Origin of the sequence: Bradyrhizobium sp. Bra78 (genome assembly GCF_024519855.1) — a bacterium.
In the GTDB taxonomy this organism is placed as follows: domain Bacteria; phylum Pseudomonadota; class Alphaproteobacteria; order Rhizobiales; family Xanthobacteraceae; genus Bradyrhizobium; species Bradyrhizobium japonicum_G.
This window is the reverse complement of record NZ_JALJRE010000017.1, coordinates 13,593-35,825: the sequence shown is the minus strand read 5'-3', so window position 1 is coordinate 35,825 and position 22,233 is coordinate 13,593. Positions and strand designations below refer to the sequence as shown.

Here is a 22,233-nt window from a genome sequence, read left to right as displayed (position 1 = left end):
TCATTTACTCGAATGACCCCGACGATTTCTCGTCTCGCTCTCGCAGCCTTCATCCTCTCCGCCTCAATCCTGTCCACCGCACCAGCGCTTGCCGCTGTCGCCTGCGGCTCGGGCAATTTCGACGCCTGGCTTGCGGACTTCAAAACCGACGCCGCCGCCAAAGGTATCTCGCAGCAGGCGATTTCCGCCGGACTTGCCGGCGTCACGCTCGACCAAAGCGTGCTCAACCGCGACCGATCGCAAAAGGTGTTCAACCAGACTTTCGAGGAGTTCTCCGGCCGCATGGTGCCGCCGCGGATGATGCGCGGCTCCAACATGATGAAGCAGTACGGCTCGGTGCTCTCGCGCATCGAGCAGACCTACGGCGTCCCGGGCGAGGTCCTGGTCGCGATATGGGGTCTCGAGACCGATTTCGGCGTCAATACCGGCAAGTTCGCAACCATCCGCTCGCTGGCGACGCTGGCCTACGACTGCCGGCGCGCCGAGCAGTTTCGGGCCGAGCTATTGGACGCGCTGCGCATCGTCCAGCGCGGCGACCTCGCGCCGGCCGACATGAAGGGCGCCTGGGCCGGCGAGCTCGGCCAGACCCAGTTCATGCCGTCGTCCTGGATGAAATATGCCGTCGATTTCGACGGCAATGGCAAGCGCGATCTCCTGCACAACGCGCCCGACGTGCTCGCCTCTACCGCCAACTATCTCGCCGGCTATGGCTGGCAGAAGGGCAAGGATTGGCAGCCGGGCAGTCCGAACTTCGCGGTGCTGCAGCAGTGGAACAAGAGCGAGGTCTACTCGAAGACCGTCGCGCATTTCGCCACCCAGCTCGCACACGCCCCTTAGTCTAGCAACCCCTCGTCAAAACGCGTAGGGCCGGTCGGCTGGCGACCGGCCCTCTCAGTGCGTCTTCCTCTCGACGTTTCTATTTGCCCATGGTGGCGTGCATCGCCTTGTTCAGATGCGCGCCGCACGCACCCATTTTGCCGTTGAGCAGCGAGTCCTGAGCAGCCGCGATCTCCTTCTGCGCGACGAACTTGCCGTCACCATCGGCCATGTTCTCGATCGCGGTCTCGGTCTTCTCCAGATTGCCCGAGCTGCAGCCGCCGGCAGCGTGCTTGGCAGCCTGAGCCGGCGCGACGGCGAATGCAGCGACAGCAATTGCGATAACCCCGAGTAACTTCGTCATGACGTTACTTTCCTTCTCTTGTTCTTGCGACAGACCCAGCGACATTGCCGGAATCTGCGACATGACTTTCCATCGGGCGCGACAACTTGCCGCAATAAATTCCTCGCGAGAATTGCGTGATGTTGCGCGCGACGCAGAGGCGCATGCCGAATTTCTGATTTTCATTACAACCTCGTAATGAATCCTACACGTTCGGCGTGTGTGCACTGCATTATCCGGCGGCTTCGGCTGTCAACCGAAGCCAGGATCCGGTCCGCCCCTAGCTTGGCCCTCTTTCGCATGTTGATCAGGCGGCCCAATCCAAACGCTTCGCTGGCGCATACCCGTCGGAGCAGAGTCAGCTCGCAGGCGATTGAAATGAATTTAAAATCAGTTTTTATATTTGAGGCTCATGCGATTCGCGCATGCGAGAATTGGGTGTAGGCGCTGATCGATTGCCTTGTGAATGATTGGAACTGAACCTATTTCAGATCCAGACGAGCACGAAAATCTCGACTAAATCCGTGAATTCACGGGATTTTACTGCCCCTTAGTCCTCACTCCGCCTGCCCTTTGGGCGGGAGTGCTTTCAAGTTAATCGTCCGTTACCGACGCTATGCATTCGGCGCTTAGCTGCATCGCAACATCGGAACTTTCGCAGTGCACCACTCTCACCTATATTCATTTCAACGATGAGGCCCGGGCAAGGGCTGAATCGAACTACAGGAGACTATCTATGCTGCTCTCGCTCATCCGCATGATCCAGGCTTTCCGGGACTATCAGCGCAATGTTGCCGAGCTGTCCCAGCTCAGCGATCGCGAACTGGCCGACATCGGCCTCGATCGCTCGGACATCCCGCGCGTTGCCGCCGGTCAGTATCAGGGCTGAAATCGTTCAGCCCTAACCGGACGAACCGATAGCGCCCGCCTCGTGCGGGCGTTGTCGTATCCGATGGCAGAAAACTCGATCTCGGCGATTCCACTGGCCGCCGAAAAGCGCTACCTGTCCGCCCCATGACAGGACCCCAATCCAATACCGTGCACGTTATCGGCGCAGGCCTTGCCGGCTCCGAAGCCGCCTGGCAGGTGGCCAAATCCGGCGTGCGCGTGGTGCTGCACGAGATGCGGCCGACCCGCATGACCGAGGCGCACCGCACCGACGGACTTGCCGAACTCGTCTGCTCCAATTCGTTCCGCTCGGACGATGCCGCCAACAACGCCGTCGGCCTGCTCCATGCCGAAATGCGCCGCCTCGGCTCGTTGATCATGCGCGCGGCAGACACCAACCAGGTGCCCGCCGGCGGCGCGCTGGCGGTCGACCGTGACGGCTTCTCAGCGGCCGTCACCAAGGCGCTGAACGATCACCCCCTGATCGAGATTGCGCGCGGCGAGATTGCAGGCCTGCCGCCGGCCGACTGGAGCAACGTCATCGTTGCCACCGGCCCCCTCACCTCCGCGCCGCTGGCTGATGCCATCCGCGAGCTGACCGACGAGAATGCGCTCGCCTTCTTCGACGCGATCGCACCGATCGTCCACCGCGAATCCATCGACATGTCGGTGGCCTGGTTCCAGTCGCGCTACGACAAGGTCGGTCCCGGCGGCACCGGTGCCGACTACATCAACTGCCCGATGACCAGGGAGCAGTATGACGGCTTCGTCGCCGCGCTGATCGCCGGCGAGAAGACCGAGTTCAAGGAATGGGAGACCAACACGCCCTATTTCGACGGCTGCCTGCCGATCGAGGTGATGGCGGAGCGCGGCCCCGAGACCTTGCGCCACGGGCCGATGAAGCCCGTTGGCCTCACCAATCCACACGATCCTGCGACGAAAGCCTACGCGATCGTTCAACTGCGCCAGGACAACAAGCTCGGCACGCTCTACAACATCGTCGGCTTCCAGACGAAGCTGAAATACGGCGAGCAGCAGCGTATCTTCCGCACCATTCCGGGGCTTGAGAAGGCGGAGTTCGCCCGCCTCGGCGGCCTGCATCGCAACACCTTCCTCAACTCGCCAAAGCTGCTCGACGGCCAGTTGCGCCTGCGTGCACAGCCGCGGCTGCGCTTTGCCGGCCAGATGACGGGCTGCGAGGGCTATGTGGAGTCTGCCAGTGTCGGCCTGATCGCCGGCCTCTATGCGGCCGCAGATGCACGCGGCGAGACGCTTGCGAGCCCGCCGGGCACCACGGCGCTCGGATCGCTGCTCGGCCACATCACCGGCGGCCATATCGAAACCATCGAGCCCGGCACGCGGTCGTTCCAGCCGATGAACATCAATTTCGGCCTGTTCCCGCCGCTCGCCAGCGCACCGACGAAGAAGCCCGACGGCACGCGCCTGCGCGGCAACGAGAAGACGGTGGCCAAGAAGCAGGCGATGAGCGCGCTGGCGCTCGCCGATCTCGATCGCTGGATCGCCGATCATTTGCGCATTGCCGCAGCCGCGTGAGTTTTCGATGAGCCTCCCAAAAGACGACGCCGCGGTGCTCTCGGCGCGCTGGACCGAGGGCGTGCTGCTCAAGCGCGACGTGTTCTCGACCGTCGAGCGCGGCCGCTTCCGTAGTGCCAATGGCGAGGTCGACGCGGTGCTGCGCCGCCTCGACGAGGTGCCGTGGTGGTCGTTCCTGCTGGCGCGCCATTTGTTCGCCCGCGAGAAGCACGCGCTGGCGCTTGCCAAGGGCCTGAACGTCGGTCCCGAACTGCTGTGGGCCGGCCGCCGCGCGCTGGTGCGCGGATTCGTCGACGGCGTCGCGTTGCATCTGGCGAAACCGCATGGCGACCTCGTCTATTTCCGCTCGGCCAAGGCCGCGCTGCGCCGGCTGCGCCGCGCCGGCATCTGCCACAATGATCTCGCCAAGGAACAGAACTGGCTGGTCGGCCGTGACGGCCGTGCCTACGTGACCGACTTCCAGCTCGCGGCCTGCTTCAACCGACGCGGCCGGCTCTATCGCATCCTCGCCTATGAAGACCTCCGGCATTTGCTCAAGCACAAGCGCTCCTACGCGCCGGAAGCGCTGACACCGAGCGAGCGCAAGATCCTCGCAAAGAAATCCGTTGCCGCGAGCCTGTGGCTCGCCACCGGCAAGAAGGTCTATCGCGCGATCACCCGCGGCCTGTTCAACTTCACCGACCGTGAGGGCGGCGGCCGCCGGCTCGTCAACGACGCCCCGGTGCTGGCGGAACTGATCCGCAAGAATCCCGCCGTACGCGACACCGCCATCGTCGCCTTTGCCGACCGCCGCTCCGGGGTTGGACTCTATGCTTTCGTCGAAGCCGATCAGGCCGCACTCGAAGGCCAGCTTCGCAACGAGCTGGCGGCCGCCAAGGGTCCGAAGCCTCCGGAACATATCCAAATCGTCCACGCGCTGCCCCGCGATTCCGGCGGCAAACCGCGCACCGAGATCCTGCAACTGGTCGCCATGAACCAGCTCGACCTGATCGAGCCGATGATGAAGAACGACCAGGACCGCGCCTTCCTCAAGGACATCCTGGAGCAGCGCAAGAACCTGCGCGACCGCTTCAATTTCGAGGCGGACTTGCCAGCGAGCTGACAGGCCGCCCGCGCCTTGAAGCGTCCACATTGGCGATAGAGAAGCGACCGGATAATTCGGGACTTGGTGGGATCATGGGCACTCGGGGGACGATGATGCGTCGTGTGGTTGGCAGCCTGATTGCCAGCCTTCTGCTGATGACCGCCGCGCCCGCAGTGGCCGAATCCCCGGCCGAGCTGATCTCGAGCTTCCGCCTCAAGCATGGTGAAGCCCGCGTCGTCCGCGATTCAACCCTCGACCGGATCGCCATGGATCAGGCCCGCGCGATGGCGGCGAAGGACGACCTCAGTCACGACGCCCTCGGCCCGTTCAACCGCCGCGTCGCACCAGCCGGCGCAGGTCGCGCCGCCGAGAACATCGCCTACGGTTACGACAATTTCGAGAAGACGCTCGGCCAGTGGATCGACTCGTCAGGGCACCGCAAGAATTTGCTGCTGCACAATGCGTCCCGCGTCGGCATCGCGAGCGCCAAGACCGACAGCGGCAAGCGCACCTACTGGGCGATGGTGATCGCCGGAGACTACGAACCGAAGGGCAAGGGCAAAGGCAAGAAAGACGGGGAGCCTCTGGTTGCCGTGAAGCGCGAGGCCGCGCCCGCAAGCAAGCCCAAATCCAGCAGCTGCCACATCAGGCTGCTCGGCCTCTGCATCTGAGACGAGACGCCGCGGCGGCGGCACTGTTGCGTGGACGTCTCAGGCCAGCCAATATTACCGCGCCGGAGTCTTGGACCAACCTGAGGCGATCTATGGCCAAAAAATATACAGCTCGATGCGCTTGCGGCGCCATCAAGTTCGAATTCAACACCGATCCGTCCTTCATCGCCAATTGTCATTGCAACGATTGCAAGCGCGCCTCGGGCGGCGAGATGGCGACCTTCTTCGCGGTGCCCGAGGATGACTTCACGCTTCTCAGCGGCAAGCCGAAGACATTTCACTACATCGCCAATTCCGGCAAAGGCCTGGATCGCAATTTTTGCCCGGAATGTGGTTCGCGGGTCTTCACGTCGAACCTCGACAGTTTCCCTGGGACGATCTTCGTCCAGTTGGGCAGTCTCGACCGGCCCGACCTCGTCGCACCGAAGCTCGAGATGTTCACCAAGCGCCGCATGTCATGGAACACGCCGCTCAACCTGCCGCAGTTCGAAGAAATGCCGCACTGAAGCGACGATAGCACGAGGCAAAATCACTTGATCGACATCAACCGAATTCGCGCCGACACGCCGGCCGCCTCCCGGCTTGCCTACCTTCACAATGCCGGGGCGGCGCTGATGCCGGTGCCCGTCGCCGAGGTGATGAAGCAGCATATCGATCTGGAGAGCGAGGTCGGAGGCTATGCCGCCGCCGACCTCGAGGCCGATCGGCTCGACGCGGTCTACGGTTCGGTGGCCCGGCTGCTGAAAGCCGCGCCTGACGAGATCGCGCTTGTCGAGAACGCGACGGTCGCCTGGCAGATGGCGTTTTACGCGCTCGAGTTTCGCAAGGGCGACCGCATCCTGACCGCCGAGGCGGAGTATGCCGCCAACTATGTCGCCTTTCTTCAGGTCGCCAAACGCACCGGCGCGATCATCGACGTGGTGCCGAGCGATTCCAGCGGCGAGCTTGACATCCAGGCGCTCGAACGCATGATCGACGAGCGCGTCAAGCTCATCGCGATCACCTGGGTTCCGACCAATGGCGGACTGGTCAATCCCGCGGCGGCGATCGGCAAGATCGCGCGGGCGCGGGGTATCCCCTATCTGCTCGACGCCTGCCAGGCGGTCGGCCAGATGACGGTCGACGTCGAAGCCATCGGCTGTGACATGTTGTCTGCGACGGGGCGCAAATTCCTGCGCGGCCCGCGCGGCACCGGCTTTCTCTACGTCCGCCGCGCGATGCTGCAACAGCTCGAGCCGCCGATGATCGACCACTTCGCAGCGCCCTGGGTCTCGCGAGACGAATATCGGCTTCGCGACGATGCGCGCCGTTTCGAGACCTGGGAAAACAACTACGCGGCACGCCTTGGGTTGGGGGCTGCCGTCGATTATGCGCTCGATATTGGAATCGGTCCTATCGAGCAGCGCTGCCGCCTGCTTGCGGACCGCCTTCGCAGCGGACTAGCCGCCATTGGCGGTATCAGGATTCGCGACCTTGGACGCGCACCGGGTGCCATCGTCAGCTTCACAATGGAGGGGCATCAGGCAGATGCTGTCGTCGAAAGTGCCCTTGCGGCCGGCATCACCATCGGCGCTTCAGATCCCGCGAGCACACGGATCGATGCCGAAGTGCGCTCGCTGCCACCGGTGGTGCGGGCTTCCCCGCACTACTACAATACGGAGGCCGAGATTGATCGGTTGATCGGCCACCTCGCGGCCCTGGCGCCGCGATAGTGCCGCGCCGCTCAGGTGCAGCGCGCGCTCAACCCGGATGCCCCGAGCCTCGCCATGACCTCGTCGAGATGGGCGCTGTCCCGGGTCTCGATGACGAGCTGCAGCAACGTCGCCTTGGCCGGCAGGTCCGAGAAGGTGCGCTGGTGCGAGACCTCGATGATGTTGGCGCCGGCCTCGGCCAGCAGCGTCGCGACAGCGGCCAGCTGGCCTGGCCTGTCGGGAATATCGAGCGACAGCTGAGTCAGGCGCCCTTCGCGGGCGAGCTCGCGGGTGAGCACGGATGCGATCAGCCGCGTATCAATATTGCCGCCGCTCAGGACGAGGCCGACCTTCTGACCGGCAAATCGGGTCGAATCCGACATCAGCGCAGCGAGGCCGGCGGCTCCGGCGCCTTCGACGACCGTCTTCTCGATCGAGATCAGCGTCGCAACCGCACGCTCCAGCTCGGCCTCGTTCACCAGCGCGATGTCGTCGACGAGGCGGCGAACGATTTCGGTCGTGATCTTGCCCGGCGATTTCACGGCGATACCTTCGGCCAGCGTGTCGCCGCGAGCCGGCAGATTGCCGTCATGGATGGCGTTGTACATCGAGGGATAAAGCCAGGCTTCGACACCGAGGATCCGCAGCGACGGCTTGATCGATTTCGCGGCAATGGCGATGCCGCTGATCAGCCCGCCGCCGCCGATCGGGACGACCAGCGTATCGAGCTCCGGCACCGCCTTCAGCATCTCCAACCCGACCGTGCCCTGCCCCGCGATGACGAGCGGATCGTCATAGGGGTGGACGAAGATCATGCCGCGGGCTTCACCGTGGCTGCGCGCGAAAGCGGCCGCCTCCTCCAGCGTTGCGCCCGTGACCATCACTTCAGCGCCATGGTGCCTGGTGTTCTCGATCTTCACCATGGGCGTGCCGACCGGCATGACGATGGTGGCGGGAATGCCGAGCCGCCTGGCGTGATAGGCAACGCCCTGCGCGTGATTACCCGCCGACATCGCAACGACGCCACGCGCACGCTCCTCCCGCGTCAGCGCCGCGAGGCGGTTGAGCGCGCCGCGCTCCTTGAACGAGGAGGTGAACTGGAGGTTCTCGAATTTGAGCCAGACGTCGCAGCCGCAGATGTTGCTCAGGGTGCGGCTGTAGCCGCAGGGCGTCTCGATGACGGCGCCGCGGATGGTCTCGGCGGCGGCATGAATGTCGCCCGGTGCGACCGGAAACCCGCTGAGACCGGAGGACGTGATTGGGGACAACTCAGCCATAGGACAGCATAGGGCATTTGGCGGCTCGAGGCGATAAGCCAACCGCTATTTGGTAAATTCCCGGGATCGTGAAGCCCGCCACAACGTCCACAGTGTGCGCAACCGCGACGAGGACTGCGGCGTGAACGGATTGCGCCCTGGCTGCGACAGGCGCTTGAGGTCGGCCCGCACCTGGCTCAGCGGCAGAAACGCCGGCCGTGCCGACGCCGGCACCTCCGCCAGCAATGACGAGGCCGTTGCCAGATGCTGCTGTGCCTCGCCCGCGAGTTGGTCCAGCACGGCGCGCAAGTTCGGCGTCTCCCGGCCGGCGAACACATCCTCCATGTTGCAATCGTGACTCGCCAGCAGCTGCTGCGGCAGGAACAATTGCCGGTGCGCCGCATCACGCGGCAGATTGGCAATCACCTGCACGATGCCCTGGGCCAAGCCTGCATGACGGGCCATATGCTCGCCTGCTTCCGAAGGTGACACCATGATCCGGGCCGCAAGCTCGAACAATGCCGAGCAAGTCGCGGCCAGATAGCCTTCGAGCGCAGCCATTGTCGGCATCGGATCGTTGTAGAGATCGAATTGATGCTCGTCGGCGAGCAGCGACAGCGGCTCGACCGGCAGGTCGAAATCGCGGATCGCACGCAGCAGTTCCGCCGCCACCGGATTGCCCTCGGCGCTGCCATGGATATGACCCGAGAGCATGTCGGTCCACCATTGCAGGCGGATTTCGCCGGGCAAAGGCTGGCTCACCTGGTCGCGGACGCGGACGATCTCGACATTGAAGGCATAAAGCGCCAGCAGCGCGCGGCGCTCCGCGGCCGGCGCGAACAGGGTCGCAGCGTAGCGGGAGAAGTCGTGACTGCGCACGAGGTCGGCGCAGAAGGCCACCGTATCGGGCGCCGGCACAGTGGTGCTCATGGCACAGCGATCAGCGCGGCCGCGACGCGGCGCCGTTCCCCGATCATGATGTTGTAGGTGCGCACGGCAGGGCCGGTCTGCATCGTGTCCAGCACCACCCTCGCCGCCTTCAGCGCCTGCCGCAGGTCCGGCGGCGGCAGCCACACGCCGGTTCCGGTGCCGATCAGGAGCGTGTCGATGCTGCTCGCGGCCGTGAAGACCCGATCCAGCGAATAGCGATCGATACTCGCCGGGTCCGTCACGTCCCAGGCCCAGATCGCGTCAGGCAGGCAGAGCAGCGAGCCTCGATGCGACATGCCGGCAAAGGCGAAGCCGCCCTTGCCATAGGCTTCGATCGGTGCCGAACGAGGGAAATGCGGTGCGTTGGGATCGCCGGCCATCAGCTTCATCCGAATGGGCTTCCTGCCCCCGCAAACTCCTGCGAGGGCATACGGTTCGGATCATGCCTTGTTTTTCTTCGCCGGCGTAGCCGTATCCGGCGCATCCTCGCGATGCTCGCCGACGCCGAGATAGATCAGGATCGGCGCCGCGATGAAAATCGAGGTGTAGGTGCCGACCAGCACCACGCCGAACATCATCACCGCGGTGAAGCTGTGGATGGCATGACCGCCGAACAGGAGCAGCGCCAGCAGCGCCAGCGTCACCGTGAAGTGGGTGATGATCGAACGCGACAGCGTCGAGTTGATGGACTCGTTGAGCAGCTGCGGCATCGGCATCTTCTTGTAGCGCCGCAGCATTTCACGGATGCGGTCATAGATGACGACGGTGTCGTTGAGCGAATATCCGAGAATCGTCAGGAGCGCCGCGATGCTGGTCAGGTCGAAATCGACCTGACTGATCGACATGAAGCCGATCGTCAGCACGATGTCGTGCACGTTGGCGATCATGGCTCCCAGCGCGAACTGCCATTCGAACCGGAACCAGAGATAGATCAGGATCGAGACGATCGCGAGCATCAGGCCGAGCATGCCGTAGGCCAAGAGCTCGCCGGAGACTCGCGGGCCGACCACCTCGACGCGGCGATAGTCGACGGAATCACCCAGCGCGGTGCGGACCTTCTGCACCGCCTCCTGCTGGGCGGCGTCGCCGCCCGGCTGCTCCGCGACCCGGATCAGAACGTCGGCGGGACCGCCGAATTGCTGGAGCTGGACTTCGCCGAGACGCAAGCCGTCCAGCGTCGTGCGCATCGCGGCGATGTCGGCAGTGCCGGACTTGGCCTGCACCTCGAGCAGCGTGCCGCCGCGGAAGTCGATGCCGAAATTCAGGCCGTGGGTGAAGAACAGCGTGATGGCGACGATCGACAGCGCCGCCGAGATCGGGAAGCTGATGCGGCGGAAACGCGTGAAGTCGAAATGCGTATCGTCCGGAACGATGCGCAGCGACGGCAGCAGCCCAAGCGCGGCAACCACGGTGAGGACGGCAATCAGGATGCCGAGCCCGATGAGAACGGTGTGAGTCACGATCAGGCTCCTAGATCGGCACGCTCTGCGGCCGCTTCCACCGCACCCACCCGGCGACGATCAGCCGCGTCAGGGTGAAGGCGGTGAACACCGTTGTGATGATGCCGATGCCGAGCGTCACGGCGAAGCCGCGCACCGGACCGGTCCCGATGTAGAACAGCACCGCGGCGGCAATGAAGGTGGTGATGTTGGAATCGAGGATGGTCGCGAGCGCCCGCTTGAAGCCGGCGTCGATCGCCGAGATCGCGTTGCGGCCACCGCGCAATTCCTCGCGGATGCGCTCGTAGATCAGCACGTTGGAATCGACCGCGATGCCGACGGTGAGGACGATGCCGGCGATGCCGGGCAGCGTCAGCGTGGCGTTGAGCAGCGACAGCAGGCCGAAGATCATCGCGACGTTGATCGCCACCGCGATGTTGGCGAACACGCCGAACAGGCGATAGGTCAGCAGCATGAAGATGATGACCAGGATCGAGCCGACATAGGCAGCAAGCTCGCCCTTCTCGATCGAGTCCTGGCCGAGGCCCGGACCGACGGTGCGCTCCTCGACGACCGTTAGAGGCGCCGGCAACGCGCCGGCGCGCAAGAGGATCGCGAGATCGTTGGCCGATTGCACGGTGAAACTGCCCGAGATCTGGCCCTGGCCGCCGGTGATGGGCTCGCGGATGACGGGCGCCGAGATCACCTTGTTGTCGAGCACGATCGCGAAGGGCAGCCCCACGTTCTCTTGCGTGGCCTGCGAGAACTTGCGCGCACCCGAGGTGTTGAACTTGAAGCTGACGACCGGTTCACTCGTGCGCTGGTCGAAGCTCGCCTGGGCATCGGTCAGATCGCCGCCGGCAACCAGCACCTGCTTCTTGACCACATAGGGTGTGGGCGGCGGCGAGGCGCTCATAAGGAGCTCGGATTCCGGCGGCAACCGCCCCTGCTGCGCCTGATCCGGCGGCACGGACGTGTCGACCATGCGGAATTCCATCTTCGCGGTCTTGCCCAACAGTTCCTTCAGGCGGGTCGGGTCCTGAAGGCCGGGCACCTGCACCAGGATGCGGTCGTTGCCCTGGCGCTGGATCACAGGCTCGACGGTGCCGAGCTCGTTGACGCGGCGTTCGACGATCTGGATCGACTGCTCGATGGTCTTGCGCATGCGGTCGAGCATCGCGGCCTGCGGGATGCTCAGGCGGATCACGCCGCCGGTGGCGTCCGTCACGTCAAGGTCGCGCTGACCGCTGGATCCCATCAGCCCGCCCAGCGGCTGGGACAGCTCTCGCAGCTTGGCGAGCGCTGGCTGCACGTCGGATTCCTTGGTGATGCGAACCTCGGCCGCGTCATTGCGCACGGTGACGCCGCCGGTGAAGCCGATCTTCGCATCGCGCAGCGTCCGGCGAACGTCGTCGCGGACCTGGTCGAGCCTCTCCTTCTTCACATAAGCGCCGTCGACCTCCAGCAGCAGATAAGAGCCGCCCTGGAGATCGAGGCCGAGCACGAGCCGGCGCTGCGCCCAGCCGGGCCAGGTCTTGACCTGCGCTTCGGGAAAAAAATTCGGGACCGCGCAGAGGCACACGATCAGCGCCGTCAGGATAATCCCCAGCGCTTTCCACCGCGTGAAATACAACATCGACTGGACCTGTCAGATCGGGAGACTTGAGATGCTCGCGGAAGCGCTCACTTCGCCGCGCTGTCGTCCTTGGCGCTTTCCTTCGCGCTATCCTTGGCGGATTCTTTGGCCGGCTCGCCCTTGGCACGAACGCCGGAGATCATCTGGCGCATCTGCCGCACGCGCACGCCGTCGGAAATCTCGAACTCGATCTGGTCGTCATCGACGACCTTGGTGACCTTGCCGACGAGGCCGCCCGAGGTCACCACGGTGTCGCCGCGGCGGATGTTCTTCACGAGATCGGCATGGTCCTTCACCTTCTTCTGCTGCGGGCGCAGAATCAGGAAGTACATGATCACGAAGATCAGGGCGAACGGCAGCAGCGACATCAACATGCTGTTGGTGTCGCCGGCGCCCGCGGCCTGGGCATACGCAGGGGTAATCAGCATTCGGACGATCCTCGTGGAAACGGGGGAAAGCCGGTCAGGCCCTCAAAGGCGACCGGCTGAGTCAAATTCGCGCGGACTATAGCGGCCATTGCCCCAATTGCAACGCTGCCAGACCGCCCTTTTGGCCACCTTGCGGCGCGCCGTCAGGCCCGATAAGGCTGCATTCTCAGGAACTTCGGACATGCCCAAAAAACCAAGCAAAAGCCCGGCCAGCAAAGGCCCCCGCACCCCTGCCACGAAGCCTGCCCGCGTCGCGGCAAAACGCCCCAAGGCAGCCCCCAAGGCCGTTTTAAAGGCAGTTTCCAAGCCTGCTTCCGGCCTCTCCCAGGAGCGTATCGTCCGCGCGCTGGAGATCATCGCAGCGCACCTCTCCGCCCAGGGCAAGCCCGCCGTCGAACGTGAGTCGTTCAAGCAGGCGGATGCTTTCGTCTGGCACCCGGACGGCCGCCTCGCGGCGGTGCCGCGGGTCAGCCGCGTCGAGCTGTTCCTGCTCAAGGGCGTCGACCGGATGCGCGACATCCTGATGGAGAACACCGAGCGTTTCGCAGGCGGGCTGCCTGCCAACAACGCCCTGCTCTGGGGCGCGCGCGGCATGGGCAAGTCGTCGCTGGTGAAGGCCGCACACGCCAGCATCAACGCGGAGCGCAGACCGGCCGACAGGCTGAAGCTGATCGAGATCCACCGCGAGGACATCGAGAGCCTGCCCGCCCTCATGGAGCAGCTCCGCGCCTCGTTCTTCCGCTTCATCGTGTTCTGCGACGATCTATCCTTCGACGGCAATGATGCGTCATACAAGTCGCTCAAGGCCGTGCTCGAAGGCGGCATCGAGGGCCGGCCCGAGAACGTCATCCTCTACGCCACCTCCAACCGCCGCCACCTGCTCGCGCGCGAGATGATTGAGAACGAGCGCTCGACCGCGATCAATCCCGGCGAAGCCGTCGAGGAAAAGGTCTCGCTGTCGGACCGTTTCGGACTGTGGCTCGGCTTCCACCGCTGCAGCCAGGACGAATACCTCGCGATGGTCCGCGGCTATTGCAGCCATTTCGGAATCAAGGTCGACGACGAGGCGCTGGAGCGCGAGGCGCTGGAATGGTCGACTACGCGCGGCTCCCGCTCGGGCCGCGTCGCCTGGCAGTTCGTGCAGGAACTCGCCGGGCGGCTGGGCGTGAAGCTGGCAGCGACGTAGCGGGAGCCCGAAGCCACCCACAACTGTCATTCCCCGCGAAAGCGGGGATTCTCTACTGAATCGCCCGCTTTCGCGGGCGATGACAGCGCGTATGTGGCGGAAGTGTACCCCGCTGAAGCGCAGGCCTCACGCGCCGTTCAGGAATTGAAGCGGGTCAACCGGGCTCGATCCTTTGCGGATCTCGAAGTGGAGCTGCGGCGACGCCACCTCCCCGGATTGACCCGACTTGGCAATGACCTGACCGCGCTTGATGGTATCGCCGCGCTTCACCAACAGCTCACTCGCATGGGCATATGCGGTGACGTAGCCGTTGGAGTGCCGAACCAGGACCAGATTGCCGTAACCCTTCAGCTCGTTGCCGGAATAGGCGACGACGCCGTCTTCTGCCGCCTTGATCGGCGTACCCTCGGGCACCGCGAGATTGATGCCGTCATTGGATTTGCCATTGGTCTTGGCGCCGTAGCTCGTGACCACCTTGCCGCGCACCGGCCAACGGAAGGTCGGCAGCGCGCTGGTGGTCTCCGCCGCTTTCGCCGGAGCCTCGGCGGTCTTTTCCTCGACATTGGCCGTGGCCTGGGCCAGGCGCGCGCTCTGCAGCGGCGCGGCAGCAGCGGCCATCTTGGTAGCGGGCGCAGCAGCAACGGGCTGCAGCGTCCCCGCGACGGGGGCGGCCATGACGGGAGACGCAACAACCGGCGCAGTGAGAGCTGCGGTCTTGGCACCCGGCACGGTCAGCTTGGTGCCGAGCTTGAGCTTGGTCGACGGCGCAAGGCCGTTGGCACGGGCGAGTTCGGCGGTAGAGATATGGTTCTTGCGGGCGATGCTGGCGAGCGTATCGCCATGATTGACGAAGTGGGTGCCCGGCGCGGCAGCGACGGCCGCAACCGGCCTCGCAGCGGGCGCCGGCGCCGCGGCGACGGGAGCCATCGCCGGCGCGGTCGCGGCCGGATGCGGGATGATGATCTGCTGCCCGGGCGACAGTGCGCGCGGACCCTTGTAGCCGTTAGCGGCAAGGATCGCCTGCGGCGTGACGTGATAGCGCCTGACCAGCACGTCGAGCGTATCGCTGGTGCCGACGATGATCTTGGTCCCGCCGGCTGGCTGGGCGGCCGCGACCGAGCGCGGCGGCACGGTGGCCGTGGTCTCCAGATGCGGCTGTGCCGGGGGTGCGTAGGAGCCGACACCGCGGCCGCCTCCGGACACGCCAGCTGCCGCAACCGGATAGGATTGCGGCGCGGATACCGCCGGCGGCGGCAAGGGCTGCGACTGGTAATAGCCGGACTGCGTCTGCGGCCGCGAATATTGCGGCAGCTCACGCTGCGGCGGCGGTGCCTGCTGCACCGAACCGGTCTGCTCAGACGCGAAGGGATTGGAGAAGTTCGACTGGGACAGCCGCGACGACATGTCGGCGCTGCACCCTGCGAAGCTGAAGGAGATCAGCGCCAGCACCGCGACCTGCGGTGCGCGGCGCGAGTAAAGCAACTCGGCGACGACGGACATGGTTACTCACTCGTACGCAACTGAACTGGTCTTTTAAGTAAACACGCGCCGAGTAAATAACGGCTTAACCCTCCCAATAAGATGTTGGCAGCACAGCCGATCCGGAAATCTACAGCTCCCGCGCCACTCCGGGCAGCGCCGGCACAAAGCGGACCTCGACGAGTTCCTTGCGCTCTATCCCGGCTTCGGTCCGGACGAGGCGGATCAGCGTCTGCACGCCCTGATGCGGACCAACGGGCGCGATCAGGATACCGCCCACCTCCAGCCGCTCGACCAGGTTCTCCGGAAGCCGCTCCATCGCGGCCGTGACGATGATGCGGTCGAACGGGCCGATATTGGGAGGCAGGTTGAGACCGTCGCCCAGCATCACCTCGACATTGTGACAGTTGAGCTTTTCAAGCCGGGCGCGAGCGGCATCCGCGAGCTTGCGATAGCGCTCGACGGTCAGCACCTGGCCGGCAAGCCGCGACAGCACCGCGGCCTGATAGCCGGAGCCAGCCCCGATCTCGAGCACGCGGTGCTGCTTCCGGAGCTGCAGCTGCTCGGTCATGTAGGCGACGACGAAGGGCTGGCTGATGGTCTGCCCGCACGCGATCGGCAGCGCACTATCGCGATAGGCGCCCTCGCGATCGGCTTCGTCGACGAACTGCTCGCGCGGCACCTCCTCCATGGTCCGCAGCACCGCCTGGTCGCTGATGCCGCGACGCCTCAGCGTGAGCTGAAACATCATCTTTTCGGGCGGGGGCTGATGGGAGGTCATTGCCTGCTCTTTGGGGCCTTGGCGCGAAGCCCGAGGGCGGAGAATCCTGTTCCTGCGCAGGAACCCATGATATCGTTCGGATGGCGTATCTGACCACAAATGGGCTTGCAACGGGCGAGCCGCGATGGCCATTTTCAGACATCCGTTCGTCGAAACGCGCATTGCGTCGATTCGTGTTATCTGCGAACGTTTTTGGCAATGGGCAAGGACTCAACCATGACCGCCGCGACAGGGCTTTCGGGCCGCTCTGTATTCCTCGTCGAGGACGAGGTGATGATCAGGATGATGGTCGCGGACATGCTCGAAGAGCTCGGCTACAAGGTCGCAGCCGAAGCGGGCGACATCGCCGAAGCCATGCGGCTCGCCCAGGCGACCGAATTCGACATCGCGATCCTCGACGTCAACGTCAACGGCAAGGTCATCTCGCCGGTGGCCGATGTGATCAAGGCGAAAGGCTGCCCCTTCATCTTCGCCACCGGATACGGCTCCTCCGGACTGCCCGAGCAGTACCGCGACCGGCCTGCGCTTCAGAAGCCGTTTCAGCTCGACGCGCTCGGCAAGACCATCGAAGCCGCGCTTCGCGGCAGCTAGCCGCTACTTCAGCGTCGCACTCAGTTCCTCTGAAAACGCTTCGTTGGTACGGTCGAGCCTGAGCGGCGTGACCGAGACGTAGCGCTCGCGGAGCGCCGCGAGATCGGTGCCGTCTGCCGGCGTATCCATCATTGCCGCGCGCTCGAAGCCGATCCAGAAATAGGGATTGCCGCGGCCGTCCCTGCGCTCGTCGATCCTGAGGAAGCCGAGATTGCGCTTGCCCTGGCGCGTAACGCGAATGCCCAGCACATCCTCCGGCGCGCAGGCCGGGAAATTGACGTTGATGACGGTGTCCTTCGGAATTCCGGCGGCGATCACCTTGCGCAGGATATCGGGCCCGAATTTGCGCGCGGTGTCCCACAGCGGACGCTCGCGGGTTTCGACGCTGAACTCCTGCGACAGGGCGAACGACGGCAGCCCCAGGATGGTGCCTTCCAGCGCCCCGGCGATGGTGCCGGAATAGACCACGTCCTCGGCGACGTTGCGGCCCTTGTTGACACCGGACAGCACGACATCGGGCAGCTGAGCGCCGAGGATATGGCGCGCACCCATGATCACGCAGTCGGTCGGCGTGCCGCGCACCGCGAAATGGCGCGGACCGACCTCGCGCAGGCGCAAGGGATCATTCAGCGACAGCGAATGCGAGACACCGGACTGGTCGAGCTCGGGCGCAACCACCCAGACGTCTTCGGACAATGCGCGTGCGATCTCCTCCACGACCTTGAGGCCGGGGGCGTGAATGCCGTCGTCATTGGTGCAGAGAATGCGCATGGAAGGGTTCGATTCCTGAAGCGGGCCTAAAGCCGTCTTATCCGGCCGGGACCGATCAGGCAAACCAGCCGATTGGGTCCGGCGTCGGGTTCCCGGCCTGATCCTGCTACCGGCGGATGCGCCATTGCGGCAGGAAGCGTGCGAGGCTGCCTTCCGCGCGCAGATTCATGGCCGGCACGACAGGGCTCGCGACGGGAGTCTCGATCACGCCGAGCGCTTCCAGCTGAGCCACGATCAGATCCGCATCCGGCGCCTGCGGGAAACGTTCACGTGCGAGCGTCAGGGCCTTGTCGAAATCCGCGGCATTGACGCCGGGCTTGACCCGCCGGCTTTGCACGAGATGATCGTCCCAGAGCCGCGCGATGTCGATGTCGAGCACTCCGCGCAGGCGCTGATCGACGGCCTGGATGCCGGCACCTGTCACCGCCCATTGTCGGCCGACCCAGAAGATATCGCGGTGCAAGGCCATGAACGGTGGGTCCGCGTTGTCGGGTGGCCGGCAGGATAACCTGCCGCCCGATCTTCGCAACCAAACGTTTCTGCGTTTACAGGCGAGCAACGCTGCCTTAGTCGCGCGCGACCACCTTGAGTCCTCCCATATAGGGCTGGAGCACGTCGGGAACCGCGATCGAGCCGTCCTCCTGCTGATAGGTCTCCATCACGGCGATCAGCGCACGGCCGACCGCGGTGCCGGAGCCGTTCAGCGTGTGCACGAAACGCGGCTTGCCGTCGGGACCACGCGAGCGCGCATCCATGCGCCGCGCCTGGAAGTCGCCGCACACCGAGCAGCTCGATATCTCGCGGAACATGCCGCCGTCGCCCTGCCCTGGCATCCAGACCTCGATGTCATATGTTTTTTGCGACGAGAAACCCATATCCCCTGCGCAGAGCGTCATCACGCGGTAATGCAGGTCGAGTTTCTGCAACACCTGCTCGGCGCAGGAGAGCATCCGCTCCAGCTCGTCCTTGCTGGTTTCGGGTGTCGTGATCGAGACCAGCTCGACCTTGGTGAACTGGTGCTGGCGGATCATGCCGCGGGTGTCGCGCCCCGCGGCGCCCGCCTCGGCGCGGAAGCACGGCGTCAGCGCGGTGAGCCGCATCGGCAATTGCTTCTCGTCGAGAATGGATTCGCGCGCGAGGTTGGTGAGCGACACTTCTGCGGTCGGAATCAGGCCGAGCCGCTCTGTCTTCAGCCGCTCATGGTCGGGCGCGGCCAGGAGTTCGCCCTTGATCGCCCAGAACTGATCGTCCTCGAATTTCGGCAACTGCCCGGTGCCGAACATCACCTCGTTGCGCACCAGCAGCGGCGGGTTGATCTCGGTGTAGCCGTGCTCGTTGGTGTGCAGGTCGAGCATGAACTGGCCGATCGCGCGTTCGAGCCGCGCCAGCCCCTTCTTCAGCACGACGAAGCGCGCGCCGGAAAGCTTTGCCGCCGCCTCGAAATCCATGTAGCCGAGCGCGGTGCCGAGATCGTCATGCAGCTTCGGCGCGAACGAATAGTTGCGCTTCTTGCCGAAGACGTGGTGCTGCACATTGCCGTGCTCGTCGACACCGTCGGGCACTTCGTCGAACGGAATGTTCGGGATCGCAGACAGCTCTTTCGTCAGCTCCTCGTCGGCGGCCTTCGCGGCAGCTTCGAGCTCGGGCATCGTGGTCTTGAGCTCGGCGACCTCGGCCATCAGCTTGGCCGCGCGCGCCTCGTCCTTGGCCTTCTTGGCATCGCCGATCTCCTTGGAGGCCGCATTGCGCCGCGCCTGCGCCTGCTCCGAGGCCAGGATCGCCGCGCGCCGCGTCTCGTCGATCGCGAGCAGCGAGGCCGACAACGGCTTCAGGCCACGCCGGGCGAGGCCGGCGTCGAAGGCTTGCGGATTGTCGCGGATCGATTTGATGTCGTGCATGGCCGTGGTCCTGGGCTTGTTGCAAACATGCAAATCCTTGATTTGCATTCATGCAAATGGCTGGGTTTCCCCTAGCACTCTGTCATCGCCCGCGAAAGCGGGCGATCCAGTATTCCGAAGACGGCGGTGATTCTCCGAGAGAGCACGGCATACCGGATTCCCCGCATTCGCGGGGAATGACGGAGGCGTCGCGCCTTATTCGGCCGGATTGGCCGGCGTCGACACGTCGGTGCCGGTGGTCTGCGACGCCGCAGCCTTCTTCTCCACCATCGCCACCGCGATGATCGAGCCCTCGTAGAGCAAGAGCAACGGGATCGCGAGCGAGCACTGGCTGAGTATGTCGGGCGGCGTCAGCACGGCCGCGATCACGAAGGCGACGACGATGAAATAGCGGCGCTTCTCGCGCAGCATTTTTGCCGTGACGATGCCGATGCGGCCGAGCAGTGTCAGGATCACCGGAAGCTGGAAGGCGATGCCGAAGGCGAAGATCAGCGACATCATCAGCGACAGATATTCGCCGACCTTGGGCAGCAGTTGAATCTGCGCGGTCTCGTCGCTGCCGGCCTGTTGCATGCCGAGTGAGAAGCGGACCAGCATCGGCAGCACGACGAAATAGACCAGCGCCGCACCCAGCACGAAGAAGAACGGTGTCGCGACCAGATACGGTACGAAGGCGCTCTTCTCGTGCTTGTACAGGCCCGGCGCGACGAACTTGTAGATCTGGGTCGCGATGATCGGGAACGAGATGAAGCCGGCCCCGAACAAAGCGAGCTTGAGCTGGGTGATGAAATATTCCAGCAGCGCGGTGTAGATGAACTTGGAATTCTCGGGACCCGCGACCCACACGAACGGCCAGACCAGCACGTTGTAGATCTGCTTGGCGAAGAAGAAGCAGAAGATGAAGGCCAGGCCGAAGCCGAGCAGCGCCTTGATCAGCCGCGACCGCAGCTCGATCAGATGGTCCATCAATGGGGCTTTGCTGGCCTCGATATCGGCGTCGCTCATGACGCTTTGGCGTCCTTGATCGCTTCGGATGGCGCGGTGTCCTGCGCAACGACCGACGCCTGCTCGACCTCACGGGTGATGGCGAGCGGCTCGTTCACCGCCGCATGGGCTTCCGCTTCCACGAAGGTTTCCGGTGTCGGCGCTTCCGGTGTCGTCGGTGTCGCCGGCGCTTCAATAGTCACGGGCGATTCGACAGCGGCGATGGCCGGCGTCTCGGCCGGCTTGTCGAGCGCATCGACGCGGAGCGCGTCGCTGACGTCCTTCTGGAGCGAGGTCATCAGATTGTTGCCGGCGAAGCCGGAGGCGGCTTCCTTGACCTCGTCAAAGCTCTTCTTGAGGTCGGCCATCTCGGCCTCGCGCATCGCTTCCTGGAACTGGCCCTGGAATTCGGCGGCCATCTTGCGGGCCTTGCCCATCCACTGCCCGACCATGCGCAGCACGCCCGGCAGCTCTTTCGGGCCGATGGCGACCAGGGCCACGACCCCGATCAGGACCAGTTCACTCCACCCGATGTCGAACATGAGGTCTTCCGTTCACGCCAGCCGCAGCCGGCCCAATCCCTCGCGCGCAGGATCGGGGCCGCTCTACCCGCGTCTCGCGTGCTCTCTGGCTCAGACGGCCTTGCTGCCGACGTCGGACCGTGCCGCGGTCGGGGCGGCATTGTGCTCGATGGACTTGGCCGGCTCGGGCTTGTCGGCGACCTTGTCGTCGTCCTGCATGCCCTTCTTGAACGCCTTGATGCCCTGTGCCACGTCGCCCATCAGATCCGAAATCTTGCCGCGACCGAACAGCAGCAGGACCACTGCGATCACCAGGATCCAGTGCCAAATGCTGAGTGAACCCATCCTGCAACCCTCCAAACGCGCATGGCCGGGGACCCGGCCGATCTTCACCGAAACCTAGGCTTGGCGGGTGTCAAAAACAAGGACCAAGGCAGCGCCAATTCGCTGTTGGCACTACGTAATCTTGCTAGTGTTAACTGGTCGCAGGGGGACGCAAAAATGCTGCAACGTCAGTCCTCGCGGCCGCCCTCGCCACCCTCATTGCCGCCTTCCGGCGGCGTCTCGGGCTCCACCGCAGGCGCCAGCGCCAGATCAAGGTCCTCGCCCGGTTCGAGCGGATCCTCGTCCTCGCGCAACTGCGGGTCATCCGACGGCGTCGGCACGCTGAATCCGGTCGGCAGGCGCGAATCCAGCAGGCCCGTGCCCTTCAGTTCCTCCAGGCCCGGCAGGTCGCCGAGCTGTTCCAGGGTGAACTGCGACAGGAAGTCCTCGGTGGTTCCGAAGGTCAAGGGACGGCCGGGCGTCTTGCGCCGGCCGCGCGGCTTGATCCAGCCGGTCTCCAGCAGCACGTCGAGCGTGCCCTTCGACGTGACGACGCCGCGGATCTCTTCGATCTCGGCGCGCGTCACCGGCTGGTGATAGGCGATGATCGCCAGCACCTCGATCGCGGCCCGCGACAGGCGGCGGGTCTCGGTGCTTTCGCGGGTCATCAGCCAGGCGAGATCGCCCGCGGTGCGGAAGGTCCATTTGTTGGCAACCCGCACCAGATTCACGCCGCGCAAGGCATAGTCCGCCTGCAGCTGCTCGAGCGCAGCCTTCACGTCCACGCCCTCGGGCATGCGCTTGGCCAGCGTCGCGGTATCCAGCGGTTCGTTCGAAGCGAACAGCAGCGCTTCCAGCAGCCGCAATTCCTCGGGACGTGCCTGGGACTCGCTCTCCATCGGCTCGGCCTCTTCTACCCGCACTTCAGCCAGGCTTGCCATGGCAGATTCTCCTTCTTGCAC

At 64.6% G+C, this 22,233-nt stretch carries 25 protein-coding genes; 9 read left to right on the top strand and 16 right to left on the bottom strand.

Annotated features, from left to right (window positions below):
• Nucleotides 1-12 precede the first annotated feature (12 nt).
• Complete coding sequence (locus OC450_RS29755) at nt 13-837, top strand: lytic murein transglycosylase (protein ID WP_211386331.1); 825 nt, start codon at nt 13-15, stop codon at nt 835-837.
• Nucleotides 838-916: 79 nt separating this feature from the next.
• Here OC450_RS29755 and OC450_RS29750 read toward each other — a convergent pair whose 3' ends face one another.
• Nucleotides 917-1,243: a hypothetical protein gene (locus tag OC450_RS29750; protein ID WP_262049190.1), complete on the bottom strand. Its 327-nt coding sequence runs from the start codon at nt 1,241-1,243 to the stop codon at nt 917-919.
• Nucleotides 1,244-1,895: 652 nt separating this feature from the next.
• On the opposite strand from OC450_RS29750, the gene OC450_RS29745 reads away from it, so the two are divergent.
• The 6 genes from OC450_RS29745 to OC450_RS29720 all read left to right on the top strand — a co-directional run bounded on the left by OC450_RS29745 (nt 1,896) and on the right by OC450_RS29720 (nt 7,068).
• The gene (locus tag OC450_RS29745) at nt 1,896-2,048 is read left to right on the top strand and encodes a DUF1127 domain-containing protein (RefSeq protein ID WP_007590701.1); all 153 of its coding nucleotides are present in this window, start codon (nt 1,896-1,898) and stop codon (nt 2,046-2,048) included.
• A 125-nt stretch (nt 2,049-2,173) separates the two neighbouring features.
• Nucleotides 2,174-3,601 (top strand): methylenetetrahydrofolate--tRNA-(uracil(54)-C(5))-methyltransferase (FADH(2)-oxidizing) TrmFO, encoded by a 1,428-nt coding sequence (trmFO, locus tag OC450_RS29740; protein ID WP_262049189.1) that lies wholly within the window; start codon nt 2,174-2,176, stop codon nt 3,599-3,601.
• 7 nt (nt 3,602-3,608) lie between these two features.
• Nucleotides 3,609-4,703: a serine/threonine protein kinase gene (locus tag OC450_RS29735; protein WP_262049188.1), complete on the top strand. Its 1,095-nt coding sequence runs from the start codon at nt 3,609-3,611 to the stop codon at nt 4,701-4,703.
• A gap of 95 nt (nt 4,704-4,798) precedes the next feature.
• Complete coding sequence (locus OC450_RS29730) at nt 4,799-5,356, top strand: CAP domain-containing protein (RefSeq protein ID WP_262049187.1); 558 nt, start codon at nt 4,799-4,801, stop codon at nt 5,354-5,356.
• Nucleotides 5,357-5,448: 92 nt separating this feature from the next.
• A complete protein-coding gene (locus OC450_RS29725) occupies nt 5,449-5,862 on the top strand; it encodes a GFA family protein (protein ID WP_211386326.1) in 414 nt (137 codons plus the stop codon).
• A gap of 27 nt (nt 5,863-5,889) precedes the next feature.
• A complete protein-coding gene (locus OC450_RS29720) occupies nt 5,890-7,068 on the top strand; it encodes an aminotransferase class V-fold PLP-dependent enzyme (RefSeq protein ID WP_262049186.1) in 1,179 nt (392 codons plus the stop codon).
• Nucleotides 7,069-7,079: 11 nt separating this feature from the next.
• Here the strand turns inward: OC450_RS29720 and OC450_RS29715 are convergent, their stop codons facing one another.
• Genes OC450_RS29715 through yajC form a run of 6 tightly spaced genes read right to left on the bottom strand, consistent with a single transcriptional unit; the run spans nt 7,080 to nt 12,736 of the window.
• Complete coding sequence (locus OC450_RS29715) at nt 7,080-8,324, bottom strand: threonine ammonia-lyase (protein WP_211386324.1); 1,245 nt, start codon at nt 8,322-8,324, stop codon at nt 7,080-7,082.
• Between the two features lie 45 nt (nt 8,325-8,369).
• Nucleotides 8,370-9,233 (bottom strand): phytoene/squalene synthase family protein, encoded by an 864-nt coding sequence (locus tag OC450_RS29710; protein WP_262049185.1) that lies wholly within the window; start codon nt 9,231-9,233, stop codon nt 8,370-8,372.
• Nucleotides 9,230-9,613, bottom strand: a complete 384-nt coding sequence (locus tag OC450_RS29705) for an Mth938-like domain-containing protein (protein ID WP_211386496.1) — start codon at nt 9,611-9,613, stop codon at nt 9,230-9,232. Before OC450_RS29705 ends, OC450_RS29710 begins: the two co-directional genes overlap by 4 nt.
• 60 nt (nt 9,614-9,673) lie before the next feature.
• Nucleotides 9,674-10,693, bottom strand: coding sequence for a protein translocase subunit SecF (secF, locus tag OC450_RS29700; protein WP_211386322.1), 1,020 nt, complete (start codon nt 10,691-10,693; stop codon nt 9,674-9,676).
• 10 nt (nt 10,694-10,703) lie between these two features.
• Nucleotides 10,704-12,308 carry a protein translocase subunit SecD gene (gene secD, locus OC450_RS29695; protein ID WP_211386321.1) on the bottom strand — a complete coding sequence of 535 codons (1,605 nt, stop codon included), beginning with the start codon at nt 12,306-12,308 and terminating at the stop codon, nt 10,704-10,706.
• A gap of 47 nt (nt 12,309-12,355) precedes the next feature.
• Nucleotides 12,356-12,736, bottom strand: a complete 381-nt coding sequence (yajC, locus tag OC450_RS29690) for a preprotein translocase subunit YajC (protein WP_211386320.1) — start codon at nt 12,734-12,736, stop codon at nt 12,356-12,358.
• 181 nt (nt 12,737-12,917) lie between these two features.
• Here yajC and OC450_RS29685 point away from each other — a divergent pair, with 181 nt between their 5' ends.
• A complete protein-coding gene (locus tag OC450_RS29685; RefSeq protein ID WP_211386319.1) occupies nt 12,918-13,922 on the top strand; it encodes an ATP-binding protein in 1,005 nt (334 codons plus the stop codon).
• A gap of 126 nt (nt 13,923-14,048) precedes the next feature.
• Here the strand turns inward: OC450_RS29685 and OC450_RS29680 are convergent, their stop codons facing one another.
• Entirely contained in the window at nt 14,049-15,422 is a 1,374-nt protein-coding gene (locus OC450_RS29680; RefSeq protein WP_262049184.1) for a LysM peptidoglycan-binding domain-containing M23 family metallopeptidase, read from the bottom strand.
• Between the two features lie 109 nt (nt 15,423-15,531).
• A complete protein-coding gene (locus OC450_RS29675; protein ID WP_211386317.1) occupies nt 15,532-16,182 on the bottom strand; it encodes a protein-L-isoaspartate(D-aspartate) O-methyltransferase in 651 nt (216 codons plus the stop codon).
• A 198-nt stretch (nt 16,183-16,380) separates the two neighbouring features.
• Here OC450_RS29675 and OC450_RS29670 point away from each other — a divergent pair, with 198 nt between their 5' ends.
• Complete coding sequence (locus OC450_RS29670) at nt 16,381-16,773, top strand: response regulator (RefSeq protein ID WP_211386316.1); 393 nt, start codon at nt 16,381-16,383, stop codon at nt 16,771-16,773.
• Between the two features lie 3 nt (nt 16,774-16,776).
• Here the strand turns inward: OC450_RS29670 and surE are convergent, their stop codons facing one another.
• From surE to scpB, 7 genes are all read right to left on the bottom strand, one after another.
• Nucleotides 16,777-17,544 (bottom strand): 5'/3'-nucleotidase SurE, encoded by a 768-nt coding sequence (gene surE, locus OC450_RS29665; RefSeq protein ID WP_211386315.1) that lies wholly within the window; start codon nt 17,542-17,544, stop codon nt 16,777-16,779.
• A gap of 106 nt (nt 17,545-17,650) precedes the next feature.
• A complete protein-coding gene (locus OC450_RS29660; RefSeq protein ID WP_256806601.1) occupies nt 17,651-18,013 on the bottom strand; it encodes a hypothetical protein in 363 nt (120 codons plus the stop codon).
• A gap of 97 nt (nt 18,014-18,110) precedes the next feature.
• On the bottom strand, nt 18,111-19,442 hold the full coding sequence (gene serS / locus OC450_RS29655) for a serine--tRNA ligase (protein WP_211386313.1): 1,332 nt from the start codon (nt 19,440-19,442) through the stop codon (nt 18,111-18,113).
• Between the two features lie 195 nt (nt 19,443-19,637).
• Nucleotides 19,638-20,447, bottom strand: a complete 810-nt coding sequence (tatC, locus tag OC450_RS29650; protein ID WP_211386312.1) for a twin-arginine translocase subunit TatC — start codon at nt 20,445-20,447, stop codon at nt 19,638-19,640.
• Nucleotides 20,444-20,968 carry a Sec-independent protein translocase protein TatB gene (tatB, locus tag OC450_RS29645; RefSeq protein WP_211386311.1) on the bottom strand — a complete coding sequence of 175 codons (525 nt, stop codon included), beginning with the start codon at nt 20,966-20,968 and terminating at the stop codon, nt 20,444-20,446. Before tatB ends, tatC begins: the two co-directional genes overlap by 4 nt.
• Before the next feature lie 90 nt (nt 20,969-21,058).
• Nucleotides 21,059-21,292 (bottom strand): twin-arginine translocase TatA/TatE family subunit, encoded by a 234-nt coding sequence (locus OC450_RS29640; protein ID WP_074120659.1) that lies wholly within the window; start codon nt 21,290-21,292, stop codon nt 21,059-21,061.
• Nucleotides 21,293-21,459: 167 nt separating this feature from the next.
• Nucleotides 21,460-22,212, bottom strand: a complete 753-nt coding sequence (gene scpB, locus OC450_RS29635; RefSeq protein WP_211386310.1) for an SMC-Scp complex subunit ScpB — start codon at nt 22,210-22,212, stop codon at nt 21,460-21,462.
• Between the last annotated feature and the right edge of the window lie 21 nt (nt 22,213-22,233).